General features: G+C 72.0%; 13 protein-coding genes and 1 riboswitch. Of the genes, 9 read left to right on the forward strand and 4 right to left on the reverse strand.

What is annotated here, in order from left to right; translation table 11 throughout:
* The first annotated feature begins 25 nt into the window (after positions 1-25).
* Complete coding sequence (locus ACWENQ_RS31475) at positions 26-817, forward strand: helix-turn-helix domain-containing protein (RefSeq protein ID WP_354906876.1); 792 nt, start codon at positions 26-28, stop codon at positions 815-817.
* A 26-nt stretch (positions 818-843) separates the two neighbouring features.
* On the opposite strand, the gene ACWENQ_RS31480 is transcribed toward ACWENQ_RS31475, so the two are convergent.
* Entirely contained in the window at positions 844-1,962 is a 1,119-nt protein-coding gene (locus ACWENQ_RS31480; protein ID WP_452417427.1) for a globin domain-containing protein, read from the reverse strand.
* Positions 1,963-2,420: 458 nt separating this feature from the next.
* On the opposite strand from ACWENQ_RS31480, the gene ACWENQ_RS31485 reads away from it, so the two are divergent.
* The 3 genes from ACWENQ_RS31485 to ACWENQ_RS31495 are packed head-to-tail and all read left to right on the forward strand — an operon-like array spanning position 2,421 to position 4,854.
* Complete coding sequence (locus tag ACWENQ_RS31485) at positions 2,421-3,110, forward strand: gamma-glutamyl-gamma-aminobutyrate hydrolase family protein (RefSeq protein ID WP_449925154.1); 690 nt, start codon at positions 2,421-2,423, stop codon at positions 3,108-3,110.
* Between the two features lie 35 nt (positions 3,111-3,145).
* On the forward strand, positions 3,146-4,066 hold the full coding sequence (locus ACWENQ_RS31490; protein ID WP_452417429.1) for an alpha/beta hydrolase: 921 nt from the start codon (positions 3,146-3,148) through the stop codon (positions 4,064-4,066).
* Positions 4,063-4,854: an enoyl-CoA hydratase/isomerase family protein gene (locus ACWENQ_RS31495; protein ID WP_452417431.1), complete on the forward strand. Its 792-nt coding sequence runs from the start codon at positions 4,063-4,065 to the stop codon at positions 4,852-4,854. The genes ACWENQ_RS31490 and ACWENQ_RS31495 overlap by 4 nt, the downstream gene beginning before the upstream one ends.
* A 65-nt stretch (positions 4,855-4,919) precedes the next feature.
* Here the strand turns inward: ACWENQ_RS31495 and ACWENQ_RS31500 are convergent, their stop codons facing one another.
* Complete coding sequence (locus tag ACWENQ_RS31500) at positions 4,920-6,101, reverse strand: acyl-CoA dehydrogenase family protein (RefSeq protein WP_452417433.1); 1,182 nt, start codon at positions 6,099-6,101, stop codon at positions 4,920-4,922.
* Positions 6,102-6,215: 114 nt separating this feature from the next.
* Positions 6,216-6,803 carry a class I SAM-dependent methyltransferase gene (locus ACWENQ_RS31505; RefSeq protein ID WP_354906870.1) on the reverse strand — a complete coding sequence of 196 codons (588 nt, stop codon included), beginning with the start codon at positions 6,801-6,803 and terminating at the stop codon, positions 6,216-6,218.
* 129 nt (positions 6,804-6,932) lie between these two features.
* Between ACWENQ_RS31505 and ACWENQ_RS31510 the strand changes: the two genes are divergently transcribed.
* From ACWENQ_RS31510 to ACWENQ_RS31530, 5 genes are all read left to right on the forward strand, one after another.
* On the forward strand, positions 6,933-8,621 hold the full coding sequence (locus ACWENQ_RS31510) for a sensor histidine kinase (RefSeq protein WP_452417435.1): 1,689 nt from the start codon (positions 6,933-6,935) through the stop codon (positions 8,619-8,621).
* On the forward strand, positions 8,618-9,292 hold the full coding sequence (locus tag ACWENQ_RS31515; RefSeq protein ID WP_354906868.1) for a response regulator transcription factor: 675 nt from the start codon (positions 8,618-8,620) through the stop codon (positions 9,290-9,292). The genes ACWENQ_RS31510 and ACWENQ_RS31515 overlap by 4 nt, the downstream gene beginning before the upstream one ends.
* An 87-nt stretch (positions 9,293-9,379) precedes the next feature.
* On the forward strand, positions 9,380-9,811 hold the full coding sequence (locus ACWENQ_RS31520; RefSeq protein ID WP_449925137.1) for a hypothetical protein: 432 nt from the start codon (positions 9,380-9,382) through the stop codon (positions 9,809-9,811).
* A gap of 9 nt (positions 9,812-9,820) precedes the next feature.
* Positions 9,821-10,408, forward strand: coding sequence for a phosphoribosylanthranilate isomerase (locus tag ACWENQ_RS31525; RefSeq protein WP_452417437.1), 588 nt, complete (start codon positions 9,821-9,823; stop codon positions 10,406-10,408).
* Between the two features lie 123 nt (positions 10,409-10,531).
* Positions 10,532-11,731 carry a serine hydrolase domain-containing protein gene (locus tag ACWENQ_RS31530; protein ID WP_452417439.1) on the forward strand — a complete coding sequence of 400 codons (1,200 nt, stop codon included), beginning with the start codon at positions 10,532-10,534 and terminating at the stop codon, positions 11,729-11,731.
* A gap of 243 nt (positions 11,732-11,974) precedes the next feature.
* Here ACWENQ_RS31530 and thiC read toward each other — a convergent pair whose 3' ends face one another.
* Positions 11,975-13,657, reverse strand: a complete 1,683-nt coding sequence (gene thiC / locus ACWENQ_RS31535) for a phosphomethylpyrimidine synthase ThiC (RefSeq protein ID WP_452417440.1) — start codon at positions 13,655-13,657, stop codon at positions 11,975-11,977.
* A riboswitch (TPP riboswitch) is annotated at positions 13,650-13,762 on the reverse strand. It overlaps the preceding gene by 8 nt.
* Between the last annotated feature and the right edge of the window lie 138 nt (positions 13,763-13,900).

The raw sequence follows: 13,900 nt of genomic DNA on the forward strand, positions 1-13,900 counted from the left end.
CCCCTTTACCGCTACCGTTCCCCGCATGGGAGCACTTGCCGTCAACCACGAGTCATTTGGTGATCTGCTGCGATCCTGGCGCCAGCGGCGCAGGGTCAGCCAGCTCGACCTGGGCATCGAGGCGGAGGTCTCGGCCCGGCACATCAGCTTCCTCGAGACCGGCAGGGCCAAGCCCAGCAGGGACATGGTGATGAGATTGGCGGAGGAACTCGACGTGCCGCTGCGCCACCGCAACAGGCTGCTGGTGGCGGCCGGGTACGCGCCCGTCTTCCCCGAGCGGGAGGTGCGGGCGCCCGAGATGGAGGTGGTACGGCAGGCCCTGGACAAGATCCTGGCCGGGCACGAGCCGTACCCCGCGCTGGTCGTGGACGCGGCGTGGAACCTGGTGGCGGGCAACGCGGCCGCGGCGATGTTCATGGACGGCGTGCCGGCCGAGTTGCTGAAGGAGCCCGTCAACGTGATGCGGCTGTCGCTGCACCCCGACGCGATGGGCGGCCGGCTGATCAACCTGGCGGAGGTGCGGGCGCACCTGCTGCACCGGCTGCGGCGGCAGGCGGAGGCCTCGGGCGACGGGCGGCTGGCCGAGTTGCACGACGAGCTGGCCGCCTACACCTACCCGGGCGTCGACCTGAACGTGGCGCACGCGCCCGGCATCGCCGACATCCTGATGCCGTTGCGGATCAGGCACGGCGACCGGGTGCTGTCGATGTTCACGACGATCGCGACGTTCGGCACGCCGGTGGACGTGACGGTGTCGGAGCTGGCCATCGAGACCTTCTGGCCCAACGACGAGGAGACGGCGGCCGCCTTCCGCTGACGACCGCCACGGGCGGGGGCCGCCGGTCAGTGCTCGCCCTGGGCGATGTCCCGGTGGATGCGGGCCGGCGGGACACCGTCCGTCTGCAGCCGGCGCACAGTCTCGTGCACCATCGCCGGGGGACCGCACACGTAGACCTCGTGCTCGGCCCACGAGTGGAAGCGTTGCATCACCTCGGGCAGCCGTCCGCGCATGCCGTCGTAGGACGACTGGCCCGACACCACCGGCAGCACCCGCAGCCAGGGGAAGGCCGACTCCATCCTGACCAGGTCGGGCAGGTCGTAGAGCTCGGCCGCGGTGCGCGCGCCGTACAGCAGGTGGATGTTGGGCCGCCTGCCCGAGGTGATGATGTGGTCGATGATGGCCTTGATCGGGGCCAGGCCGGTGCCGCCCGCGACGCACAGGACGTCCCTGGCGCCGGACTCGTGCGGGATCATCGTGCCGATCGGCGGCCCGAGCATGATGGTGTCGCCGACGCGGGTGTGCCGGACCAGCGTGGTCGACACCCAGCCGCCGGCCACCCCGCGCACGTGCAGCCTGATCGTGTTGTCCTCGCGCGGCGCGTTGGCGATGGAGAACGTCCGCCACACCCGCGGCCAGCGCGCGGTCTGCACGCTGACGTACTGCCCCGCGACGTACGGCAGGCGCTGCGTCGGCCTGAGCGTGACGACCGCGATGTCCTCGGTGCGCCGCTCGTGGTCGATGACCTCGGCCAGCCACCACGCCGGCGAGACGCCCGAGGCGATGTCGGCCGCGTCGATCATGAGGTTGGCGGCGGCGGTGTAGGCGGCCACCCACGCGGCCTCGATCTCGCTGGTCCAGATGGCCGCGGCGAAGCGTCTGACGGTGGCCAGCAGGGCGTTGCCCACCGCGGTGTAGTGCTCGGCGATCACGCCGTACTTGCGGTGGTCGCGGCCGAGCTGGCCGAGATAGGAGGCGAGGCTGTCCGGACTGTCCAGTGACCACACGATCCTGGTCAGCGCGCTGAACAGCCGGTCGCGCTGGACGTCCATGGCGGGCGGGAACATCCCGCGCAGGTGCGGGTTCTCCGCGAACAGCCGCCCGTAGAAGTAGGCCGCCGCCCGGTCGGCGACGGGTTCGATGACGGAGAAACTCTCCTTGACGAGGCGCGGATTCAACGACATGCCTTGTGACCCCACCTTTGACCAGAATGCGATTCCGGTCTGTCGTTCCACCTCCCTGACGGTTCCGGGTTGCGAGCGTGCGGCGAGCCCCGGCGTATCCGTACGCTCGTCCCGGAGTCTTACACCACTTCCCTGGGGTCACCACCGTTTCACCTCAATACGGTGTGAATCCAAACTATCCGTAACTGTACCGTTATTTTCCGCAATCAAAATCCAGAACATTTCCCGCGCTGAAGGTGAATCAATATCGCATTCACCAAGAAATGGGCCGGATGGGGTCGCGCGGGAGCCGCGGGCCCCCGGCGAGGAGCGGGCGGTCGGCCCCGGCCCCGGTGATCGGTGCGCCGGAAGTGACAGCACTGATACCCGGGATAGGTGACATAACCGAAATCGTGTGCGCCATGATGGACCACCAGGTACCTGGTCGCCCGTCCTCCTGCATGCAATCTGGAGCGCGCATGTCCCGACCGCTGATCGGCATCACCGCCTACTTCGAGGCCGCCCGCTGGGGCGACTGGGTCAGAGAGGCGGTTCTCGGCCCCCCGTCCTACGCCAGGGCGGTCGAACGGGCGGGCGGGGCGCCGGTCCTGCTGCCCCCGCTCAACCTGCACGCCGTCGACGACTACGTCAGGGGGCTCAGTGGCATCGTGCTGGCCGGCGGCGCCGAGGTCGCCGGCTCCGTCTACGGGGCCGACCAGGACGACAGGGTGGCCCCGCCGCAGCCGCAACGCGACCGCTTCGAGCTGGCGCTGGCCCGCGCCGCCGTCCAGGCGGACGTGCCGATCCTGGCCGTGGCGCGCGGCATGCACGTGCTGAACGTCGCCCAGGGCGGCACGCTGATCCCGTGGCTGCCCGACGTGCTCGACCACGAACGGCACGCCGCCCCCGGACAGCCGCACGTCATCCAGGTCAGCGTCTCCAGCAAGCTCGGCAAGGCGCTCGGCGACCGGATCGAGGTGACCGCGCCGCACCACCAGTCGGTCAAGCGGCTCGGCACCGGCCTGCTGGCGGTGGCCTGGGCCGACGACCAGATCGTGGAGGGCGTCGAACTGCAGGGTCACCGGTTCGGCGTCGGCGTCCAGTGGCACCCCGAGCGCGGTGATGATATGCGGCTGTTCGAGGCACTCGTGGAGGCCGCCCGATACTGATGAGAAATGGGGTGCCTCATGAGTAAGCTCGGATCATGAGCTTGCATCCCCAGGCCAGGGCCTATCTGGAGCTCTATCCTTCCGACCTCGGCGTCGATCTCGGCGGCCTGGGCCAGGCGGAGATCGAGCAGATGCGTGCCGTCGACGGCCTGGCCGACAGGCGCGGACCGCTGACGCGCCTGCCGTTCGTCCGTGACGCGCTGGCCGGCGAGGTGCCGATCCGGGTCTACCGGGCCGATCCGGGCGACCACACGCTGCCCGTCATCGTCTACTTCCACGGCGGCGGCTGGGTGTTCGGCAGCGTCAGGCGCAACGACGCCCTGGGCAGGGACCTGGCGGTCAGGACCGGCGCCGTCGTGGTGTCGGTCGACTACCGGCTCGCGCCCGAGCATCCCTTCCCCGCCGCGGCCGACGACGCCTGGACCGTGGTGCGCGACATCTTCGCCCGTCCCGCCTTCTACCAGAGCAACGGCGACGTCGCGGTGATCGGCGACAGCGCGGGCGGCAACCTGGCCGCGGTCGCCGCCTGGCAGGCCCGCGACGCCGGGCTCACCCTGGCCCACCAGGTGCTCGTCTACCCGATCACCGACGTGGCCATGGACACCGCCAGCTACCGCGAGTTCGCCAAGGGCTACGGGCTCGACGCCGAGGAGATGGCCTGGTTCGCCGATCGCTACGCGGCCGAGGCCGACCCCCTCGATCCGCGCCTGTCGCCGCTGCGCCTCGGCTCGTGCGCGGGCCTCGCGCCCGCGACCGTGGTGAGCGCCGACCACGACGTGCTGCGCGACGAGGGCGAGGCCTACGGCGCGCGGCTGGCGGCCGAGGGCGTGGCCGTCGAGGTGCGCCGCTACCCGGGCACGGTGCACGGCTTCTTCGGCCTGCCCGGCTGGTTCGACCAGGCGGAGGAGGCCCGCGCCTACGTGGCGGCCAGGCTGAGGGCGGCGCTGGAGCCGTGAGCGCCTTCGACCGCTACACCAAGCTCAGGGTCGACCGGCCGGCCGGCGGCGTCGCGCGCGTCACGATCAGCGAGCCGGGCAGGCTGAACGCGGTCGACATGACCGGCCACCGCGAGCTGGCCGACATCTGGCGCGACCTCGACCGCGACGAGTCGGTGCGCGCGATCCTGGTCACCGGCGAGGGCGAGGCCTTCTCCGCGGGCGGCGACCTGGCGATGATCGAGGAGATGACCCGCGACCACGCCACCAGGATGCGCGTGTTCGCCGAGGCCCGCGACATCGTCTACAACGTCCTCAACTGCGCCAAGCCGGTCGTCAGCGCCATCCGGGGGCCGGCGGTGGGCGCGGGCCTGGCCGTCGCGCTGCTGGCCGACATCTCCGTGGCCGGCCGTACGGCACGCATCATCGACGGGCACACCAGGCTCGGCGTGGCGGCCGGCGACCACGCGGCCATCATCTGGCCGCTGCTGTGCGGCATGGCCAAGGCGAAGTACCACCTGCTGCTGTGCGAGCCGGTCACCGGCGAGCAGGCCGAGCGGATGGGCCTGGTGAGCGTCTGCGTCGACGACGCCGAGGTCCACGACAGGGCCATGGAGATCGCGGTACGGCTGGCCGAGGGCGCCCAGGAGGCCATCAGGCTGACCAAGTACTCGCTCAACAACTGGCTGCGGATGGCGGGGCCGACGTTCGACGCCTCCCTCGCCATGGAGTTCCTCGGCTTCTCGGGGCCCGACGTCGTGGAGGGGGTCAGGGCGCTCCGCGAGAAGCGCCCGCCGTCCTTCTCCTGAGCCGGCCCTGGAAGCTCCCGAGCCGGTCCTGGAATGACCGGACCCGAGAAGCTCCTGACCGGGTGCTAGAAGCTCCTGGGCAGGCCCAGCACCTGCGTGGCCAGGTAGTTCAGCAGAAGCTCCTCGGTCACCGGCGCGACCTTACCGATCCGCGCGTCGGTCAGCAGCCGCGCCACCGGGTACTCCAGCGAGTAGGCCATCCCGCCGTGGGTCTGGAAGGCCGCGTCGGCCGCCTCCCACGCCGCCTGCGAGGCGGTCAGCTTGGCGATGTTGGCCTCGGTGCCGCACGGCAGCTGCCGGTCGAAGGCCCAGGCGGCCTTGTACAGCATGAGCCTGGCCAGCTCGATCTTCGCCTTCACCTGCGCCAGCGGGAAGGCGATCGCCTGGTTGGCGCCGATCGCCCTGCCGAAGACCTCCCGCTCCTTGGCGTAGTCCACCGCCACCCGCAGCGCCACCTCGGCGCCGCCCAGCGCGGAGGCGGCCAGCAGGATCCGCTCCGGGTTGAGGATGTCCCACAGCACGACGGCGCCCTGGTCGATCTGCCCGACCGCGTTGGCGGCGGGCACCCGCAGGTCGTCGACGAACACCATGTTGGACGGGGTGGTGTTGGCGCCCATCTTGGGGATCGGCCGGAACGACAGCTGCCCCGCGGCCACCGCCTCGGGCACGTTCACCAGGAAAACCGTCAGCCCGTTGGTGCGCGGCCTGGCCTCTGCGGCCGGGATCGTCCTGGTGACCAGCATCATCCAGGTGGCCCGCTGCACCCCGGTGATCCAGATCTTCTGCCCGTTGATCACGTACTCGTCGCCGTCGCGCCGGGCCGAGGTGGTGATCGCCAGCGAGTTGGAGCCCGCGTCAGGCTCGGTCAGCGCGAAACACGTCTCGATCTCGCCGGTGGCCAGCTTGGGCAGCAGTTCGGCGCGTTGCCGGGGGCTGCCGTGCCTGCCCAGGGTGAGCGCGCCGAAGCCGGGGGTGAGCACGTAGGTGAAGGCCGACCCGCCCGCCGCGCCGGAGGCGGCCAGCGTCTCGGTCGCGACCGTCAGCTCCAGCAGCCCCTGCCCGCCGCCCCCGAACTCCTCGGGTACGGCCAGCCCGAGCCACCCGCCCTTGGCCAGTTCCGCCCACACCTCCTCGGGCCAGCGCTTGTCGGCCTCGCACCGCTGCCAGTAGTCCATGTCGTAGCGCGCGCAGATGTCTCCGACGCCCTTCTGGACGGCAAGCGCGCTCTCGGGAAGCGTGAAGTCCACGGGATCACTCCATTCTCGTTGCGTGCGCAATCGTAGAACGAAGTTCTGTACCTTCGACAGATCTCTTCTGTCCTCGGCAGGTCGTCCAGCGGACCGCCGCCCCGGCGGGGCGGGTCAGCGCGGCCGGCGGGCGTGCAGCACGTAGGCGGGCGGCGTGTTGCGCCACACCGTGCGCCCCAGCACGACCTCCTCGAAGCGCTCGCTCAGCAGCCCGCGGAAGCGCCGCGCCGACCCCAGCGGCATCGCGTGGACGTAGGAGAACGTCGTGAAAGCCCCGGACGGGCACAGCGTGGAGGTCACCGCCCCGAGCAGCCGCCGCTGCAGCTCCTCGGGGAAGGCCGCCCACGGCAGCCCGCTGACCACGACGTCCGCCCTGGTCAGGTTCCGCTCGCGGAGCAGGTCTGGCAGGCGGGCCGCGTCGTCCTGCGCCACGTCGACCCGCGGGAAGCGGTCGATGAGCAGGGCGGCGAGCCTCGGGTTCAGCTCGATCGCCAGATGGTGGCCACGCCCGTTCAGCCGGCGCTGGATCTCCGCCGTGAACGGACCCGTGCCCGGGCCCAGCTCGACCACGGTCGGCTCGCCCCGCTCGGGGACAGGCGTGCAGACGACCTCTGCCAACCGGCGCGAGCTGGGCGCCAGGGCGCCGATCGTGCCAGGCGAGCGCATGAACTGGCCGAGGAACAACGTGGTGTCGTTGGGCATGAGAACAACGGTAAGGGTGTCGGTCAAGGGACTCTCTCCATCTTACGGGCAGATGTCCGGCCACTTGGAGGATGCGAAGTCCTCCGCCGGAAGGATCGACCAGGTCGCGCCCGTCGATACGGTTGTGCCATGCGATGGCGTGGTCTGGCACCGGACGTGCTGCTCGCCGTCTCCGGGATCGCCCTCGACCTGCTGATGTCCGGCAAGGCCGGCGGACCGTCCGCCGAATGGCGGGTCCCCCTGTTCGCGACGCTGGTCGGCGCGCCGATGGGACTGGTGCGCCACCGGCCCGTCTCCGTCAGCCTGTTCCTGGTCGGCGTCCTGGTCTTCACCGACCAGATCGGCAGCTTCACCTCCAACACCGCGCAGATCCTGCTGTGCGTCGCGCTCGGCGCCACCGGCTACCGGCGCGGCTGGCCGGTCACGCTGGCCGTCGTGGCGGTGGGGGCGCTGGCCACCGGCCTCAACATCGCCGACCCCGGCATCGCCTTCACCCGCAACGCCTGGTTCTACTCCGTCGGCATCGCCCTCCTGCCCGCGCTCGTCGGCCGCTACCTGCGCGGCCCCGCCGGACGCCTCGAAGCGCCCGAGATCACCCCCGACGTGCTGCTGGCCGGCGCCGGCGTGGCCGTCGCCGTCCTGGGCACCTGGCCGTACTGGCACACCGGCAGCCAGCCCGCCTGGGTGATCGGTTCCTTCTTCGTCGGGGCGGGCCTCGCGCTGGGCGTGGCCAGGCGGCTGCCCGCCGTCGTGTTCGCGGTGGAGGGCACGCTCCTGCTGAGCGCGCACCAGTTCATCCCCGAGGCCACCGCCACCATCCAGGTCACGCTGCTCATGGCGGTCGGGGTGTTCGCGATGCGCGTGGCCTCCTGGTTCTGGAACCTGGTCGCCTACGTCACGGCCAGCTCGCTCGCCGCGATGGTCGTGATCAACGGGCACGAGAACGTCACCGCGCTCAGGGTCGTCCTGCTGCTCGTGGTGGTCGCCACGCCGATCGCGATCGGCAGGTACGCCGGTGCCAGGCAGTCGGCCGCCGAGGCCGAGCGGCTGCGGGTGCGCGAGTCCGAACGGCTGGCGATCGCCCAGCTGCACGCCGGCCAGCTCGCCGAGCGCGAGCGCATCGCCCGCGAGGTGCACGACATCGTCGCCCACCACGTCGGGGCCATGGTGCTGCGCGCCGCCGCCGCCCGCTACGCCGCCCCCGACGGTCCTGTCGCCGACGCGCTCGCCGACATCAAGGAGACCGGCCACCAGGTGCTGGAGGACCTGCGCGGCCTGCTCGACCTGCTGCGCGACCCCGGCAGCGACGGCGTGCTGCTGGCCGACCCGGCCGACGTGGTCACCGAGTCCGCCGAGCGGATGAGCGCCGCAGGGCTGGTCGTCGACCTCCACCTCGACCCCGCGCTCAGCGATGCGCCGCTGGTGGCCAGGGCCTCGGCGGCGCGCATCGTCCAGGAGGGCCTGACGAACGTGCTCAAGCACGCGGGCCCCGGCACCACCGTCCGGGTGGGCGTGGTCGCGGGCGAGGACGAGCTGGTCGTCGAGGTGGCCAACGGCCGCCCGCCCACGATCCGCGAGCCGCTGCCGTCCTCCGGGCAGGGCCTGGCCGGGATGCGGGAGCGGGCCAAGGCGCTGGGCGGCACGCTGACCGCGGGCCCCGACGGCGGCGGCTGGCGCCTGGCCGTGACCCTTCCCTACCCGCATCCCCACCCCCAACCCCACCCCCAACCCCACCCCCAACCCCACCCCCAACCCCACCGCCAACCCCACCCCCAACCCCACCCCCAACCCCACCCCCAGACCAAGGTGACGACATGATCCGAGTGGTGGTGGCCGACGACCAGGCCCTGGTCAGGGCAGGCGTGCGCATGCTGCTGCAGGCGGCCGGCGACATGGAGGTCGTCGGCGAGGCCGACGACGGGGCCGAGGCCGTACGGCTGGCCGAGCACCACCGCCCCGACGTGGTCCTCATGGACCTGCGCATGCCACGGGTCGACGGGCTCGAGGCGATCAAGCGGATCCTGGCCGCCCAGCCCGGCGCGAAGATCGTCGTGCTCACCACCTTCGCCGACGACGCCAACGTCTACGCCGCGCTGCGCGTCGGCGCGCTCGGCTTCCTGGTCAAGGACGACGAGCCCGAACGCATGGTCGACGCCGTCCGCAGGGCCGCCGCGGGCGAGCAGTTGCTCGCCCCCTCCGTGCTGCGCCGGGTGGTCCAGCGGGCGCTGGCCGCCGAGCAGCAGGCCACGCCCACCCCCGCCGGGCTGACCGAACGCGAACTCGAGGTCCTCGCCCTGGTCGGCACCGGCCTGTCGAACGCCGAGATCGCCGACCGGCTCCACGTCGGCGTCACCACGGTCAAGACCCACGTCGGCTCGGCGATGGAGAAGCTCGGCCTGCGCAACCGCATCCAGGCCGCGGTCGTCGCCCACCGCATCGGCCTGGTCGACGCCGCCTTCCGCCCGGTGCGCCATCCGCCCAGGGGGTGACCGGCGGGTCACCCGGCAGGCTGACGACCCCGCCCGCCGCGCCCGGCCACGATGTGGTCCTCACCTCAGAAGGAAGGACCCATCCTCATGCATGACGTGACGACCGCCACGTCCGCCCCCGTCTCGGCGGGCCTGCTCTACACGCTGCGCGTGCTGGTGCTCGCGCACGCGGTCTCCCTGCTGGTGGCGGCCTCGTTCGCGGGGCAGGCACTGGTCTACGGCGAGGCCTCCATCGTGTCCGAGCCCGCGACCGCCGAGACCCACGTCATGATCGGCATGGTCGCCCACCTGGTCGGCCTGCTCCAGGTCATCGCCGCCGTCCTCTACTGGCGTCCGGGCCGGGGCGCCGGCTGGCCCGCCCTGGCCAGCCTCGCCCTCTTCCTGCTCGGCATCGCCCAGCACTTCCTGCTGATCTTCGTCGGCCTCGGCGCGCACGTGCCCAACGGCGTGCTCATGTTCGGGCTGCTGGCCCTCACCACGGTGTGGGCGTGGTCGCCCGGGGCCGCACGCCGCCGATAGGCTGCTGCCATGTTCGTGAAGATCTGCGGCCTGAGCGAGCCCGAGCACGTCGAGGCCGCCGTCGAGGCGGGCGCCGACGCGATCGGGTTCGTGCTGACCGCCAGCCCGCGCAGGGTGAGCCCCGCACGGGCGGCGGAGCTGGCCGCGCTGGTGCCCGGGCACGTGCTGACCGTCGGCGTCTTCATGGGAGAGCCCGCCGACGAGGTACGGCAGGCCGCCACGGCCGCCGGGGTGCGCGCCGTCCAGTTGCACGGCCGGCACCCGCACGCCGACTTCACCGCGCTGAAGGACCTCGGCCTGACGCTGGTGCGCGCCGTCGCGGCCGACGCCGACCTGCGCACCGGGGCCTTCGACGAGGACCTGCTGATCGTCGACGCGCCCAGGGCTGGCGCGGGCGAGCCGTGGGACTGGGCGGCCGTCCGCGGCCGGCCCTCCGGCCGCTGGCTGCTGGCCGGCGGCCTCGACCCCGGCAACGTACGGCAGGCGATCGCCGAGGCCGGGCCGTGGGGCGTCGACGTCTCCAGCGGTGTCGAGGTCGCCAGAGGCGTGAAGGACTCCGCCCTGATCCGCGCCTTCCTCCAGGCGGCGCGCTCCTAGACTTCGGTCCGCTCCGGTCCTCTTGCGGGATGAGGCAGCAAGTCGTCCTTTCCGCCGACGCCTTCATGATCATCGCCGTGCCATAGTGGCGTCGTCCGGAATCTTCGCGAGAAGGGCGACAGCATGGCATCAAAGAAGATCGCCGCACTGGGTCTCGGTGCGCTCCTCGTCGTGGCGGGTCTGGCCCCCGCCGCGCACGCCGCCGGGCCGGATCTCGACCGGCGCGAGCTGCAGCGCACGCTCGACGAGGTGCCCAAGGGCGGCGTGGCGGGCGCCTACTCCGCCGTCCAGGACGGATGGCAGCGCTGGCGCGGCGCGGCGGGCCTGGCCGACCTGGAGGCCGGACGCCCCACGCGGCCGGCCATGTACCACCGGATCGGCAGCATCACCAAGACCTTCGTCGCCACCGCCGTCCTGCAGCAGGCCGAGCGGGGCAAGGTCGAGCTGGACGCCCCCGTCGAGCAGTACCTGCCGGGGCTGCTGCCCGACCGGCGCATCACGGTCAGGATGCTGCTCAACCACACCAGCCACGTCGGCGACTACGACACGGCGCTCATCACCGGGCCTGACAGCCTGGAGGAGATGCGCGTGCGCCAGTACACCGACGAGGAACTGGTACGGCTCGGCCTCGGCACCGGCCCCTCGGGCGAGCCCGGCCAGAGGCCCGGCAGCTACTCCAACACCAACTACATCGTGCTCGGCATGCTGCTCGACAAGATCACGGGAATGCCCGCCGAGCGCTACATCACCCGCCACGTCATCCAGCGCGCCGGCCTGTCCGACACCTTCTTCCCGCGCACCCCGAACCTGCCGCGCCCGCACTCGAAGGCCTACACCTCCTTCTTCGGCTCCTTCCCGCTGCGGGACTTCAGCACCTTCAACATGTCGTGGGGCGGCACCGCCGGCGCGCTGGTCTCGACGACGGAGGACCTCAACCGGTTCTTCCGCGCGCTGTTGACCGGCCGGCTGATCGGCCAGGCCCAGCTGGCCGAGATGCGCACGACCGTTCCGATCACGCCGGGACCCGGCGTCCCCGACACCTTCGACTACGGTCTGGGCCTGATCGCCTACGACACCCCGTGCGGGAAGGTGTGGGGGCACGACGGCGGTGTCATCGGCATGGCCACCCTGTCCTTCAGCACCGCGGACGGCGGCAGGCAGGCCTCCTCCGGCATCAACACGACCTGGCACCCCGGAACCGAAGCAGGCCAGCAGGCCTGGGTCGTGCACACCGTCGGCGCGATCTGCGGCACGACCCCCCAGGCGAAGGCGGCTGACACCACCAGGTTGCTGCTGGAGGCGAACGCGCCCGTGAAGCGCTGACGACCCGGGCGGCCGCCCGGGGGAGCCCGCCCGGCAGAGGCCGCCGGGGGAGCCCGCCCCGGAGGGGCTGCCCGGGAGAGGCCGGGGACACCGCCCGCGCCGCCCGTCCCCCGTGGCGGGTGGCGCGGGCGGAGTCCCGCTCTCGGCCCCGTGGGCGGGTGCGGGCGGGTCCTGCCCCGGGCCTGGTGCGTGGCGCGGGCGGGTCCTGCCCCCGGCCCCGGCGCGGGCGGGTCCCGTCCGGTCTCAGCGGCGCTCGGGCAGGGTCAGGTACACCTCGCCGCCGCCGCGCACGAACTCCTCCGCCTTCTCCCGCATCCCCTCCTGCGCCCGCAGATCGTGAGAGATCCGCATCGAGCAGAACTTCGGCCCGCACATCGAGCAGAAGTGGGCGGTCTTGGCCGGGGCCGCGGGCAGCGTCTCGTCGTGGAAGGAGCGGGCCGTGTCCGGGTCGAGGGACAGGTCGAACTGGTCCTCCCAGCGGAACTCGAACCGCGCCCGCGACAGCGCGTCGTCCCACGCCTGCGCCGCCGGATGGCCCTTGGCCAGGTCGGCGGCGTGTGCGGCGATCTTGTAGGTGATCACGCCGGTCTTGACGTCGTCCTTGTCCGGCAGGCCGAGGTGCTCCTTCGGCGTGACATAGCACAGCATCGCGGTGCCGTACCAGCCGATCATGGCCGCGCCGATGCCCGAGGTGATGTGGTCGTAGCCGGGCGCGATGTCGGTGACCAGCGGGCCGAGGGTGTAGAACGGGGCGTCGTCGCACAGCTCGCGCTGCAGGTCCACGTTCTCCTTGATCTTGTGCATGGGCACGTGGCCGGGCCCCTCGACCATCACCTGGACGTCGTGGGCGTGGGCGATCCGGGTGAGCTCGCCCAGCGTGCGCAGCTCGGCGAACTGCGCCTCGTCGTTGGCGTCGGCGATCGAGCCGGGACGCAGCCCGTCGCCGAGGGAGAAGGCGACGTCGTAGGAGGCGAGGATCTCGCACATCTCCGCGAAGTTCTCGTACAGGAAGTTCTCGCGGTGGTGCGCCAGGCACCAGGCCGCCATGATCGAGCCGCCGCGCGAGACGATGCCGGTCGTGCGCCCGACGGTGAGCGGCACGTACGCCAGCCGCACGCCGGCGTGCACGGTGACGTAGTCGACGCCCTGCTCGCACTGCTCGACGAGGGTGTCGCGGTAGATCTCCCACGACAGGCGGGCGGCGACCCCGTCGACCTTCTCCAGCGCCTGGTAGAGGGGGACGGTGCCGATGGGCACGGGGGAGTTGCGGATGATCCACTCGCGGGTGGTGTGGATGTCGCGGCCGGTCGACAGGTCCATGACGGTGTCGGCGCCCCAGCGGATGGCCCAGGTCATCTTCTCCACCTCCTCCTCGACGGAGGAGATGACGGCGGAGTTGCCGATGTTGGCGTTGATCTTGACCAGGAAGTTGCGCCCGATGATCATCGGCTCGCTCTCGGGGTGGTTGACGTTGGCCGGGATGACGGCCCTGCCCGCCGCCACCTCCGCGCGGACGAACTCCGGGTCGACGCCCTCCCTGGCCGCGACGAACGCCATCTCCTTGGTCACCACGCCGCGGCGGGCGTAGGCGAGCTGGGTGACGGGCGCGCCCGCCGCCCTGAGGGGGTCGCGGCGCCGCCCGGCGAACGCGCTCGTCCCTGCGCGCTTCCACGCGTTCTGGTCGCGGTAGCCGTCGTCGAGGGGCTGGACCTGGCGGCCGCCGTACCGGGCCACGTCGCCCCGGTCGAGGATCCACCGCTCGCGCAGTGGGGCCAGGCCGCGGGTGACGTCGGTCTCGACCTCCGGGTCGGTGTAGGGGCCGGAGGTGTCGTAGACGGTGAAGCTCGTGCCGTCGGACAGGCTGATCCGGCGCATCGGGACCCGGAGATCGCCCTGGTAGATCTTGGAAAAACGCGCGCCACTCATCGCGCAAACTCCCTTCGCCGGCATTACCCGGAGCAGGTTCTGGCGGTCGGCGGCTGGTCAGCCGTCCTCTCAGCCCGGTCACACCGGGCTCCCGCGTTGGTCGGCGCCACCGTAACCCGATCACCGGGGGCGCGCGCAACCCCCGATCCGTCCAGGTGTCCGAAACCCCCGGGGGCGAAGGGTCCGCCCTGCGGCCGGAACCGGACGAGGCGGACGGCGCAGCGTACGCAGGTCGGCGACGCA

This window comes from Nonomuraea sp. NPDC004354, assembly GCF_053602555.1.

What these genes read in the sequence shown, in the direction of transcription:
- thiC (WP_452417440.1), bottom strand. Translation starts at nt 13,657, where the DNA reads ATGAGTGGCGCGCGTTTTTCCAAGATCTACCAGGGCGATCTCCGGGTC.
- ACWENQ_RS31525 (WP_452417437.1), top strand. Translation starts at nt 9,821, where the DNA reads ATGTTCGTGAAGATCTGCGGCCTGAGCGAGCCCGAGCACGTCGAGGCC.
- ACWENQ_RS31515 (WP_354906868.1), top strand. Translation starts at nt 8,618, where the DNA reads ATGATCCGAGTGGTGGTGGCCGACGACCAGGCCCTGGTCAGGGCAGGC.
- ACWENQ_RS31530 (WP_452417439.1), top strand. Translation starts at nt 10,532, where the DNA reads ATGGCATCAAAGAAGATCGCCGCACTGGGTCTCGGTGCGCTCCTCGTC.
- ACWENQ_RS31485 (WP_449925154.1), top strand. Translation starts at nt 2,421, where the DNA reads ATGTCCCGACCGCTGATCGGCATCACCGCCTACTTCGAGGCCGCCCGC.
- ACWENQ_RS31480 (WP_452417427.1), bottom strand. Translation starts at nt 1,962, where the DNA reads ATGTCGTTGAATCCGCGCCTCGTCAAGGAGAGTTTCTCCGTCATCGAA.
- ACWENQ_RS31510 (WP_452417435.1), top strand. Translation starts at nt 6,933, where the DNA reads ATGCGATGGCGTGGTCTGGCACCGGACGTGCTGCTCGCCGTCTCCGGG.
- ACWENQ_RS31520 (WP_449925137.1), top strand. Translation starts at nt 9,380, where the DNA reads ATGCATGACGTGACGACCGCCACGTCCGCCCCCGTCTCGGCGGGCCTG.
- ACWENQ_RS31475 (WP_354906876.1), top strand. Translation starts at nt 26, where the DNA reads ATGGGAGCACTTGCCGTCAACCACGAGTCATTTGGTGATCTGCTGCGA.
- ACWENQ_RS31505 (WP_354906870.1), bottom strand. Translation starts at nt 6,803, where the DNA reads ATGCCCAACGACACCACGTTGTTCCTCGGCCAGTTCATGCGCTCGCCT.
- ACWENQ_RS31490 (WP_452417429.1), top strand. Translation starts at nt 3,146, where the DNA reads ATGAGCTTGCATCCCCAGGCCAGGGCCTATCTGGAGCTCTATCCTTCC.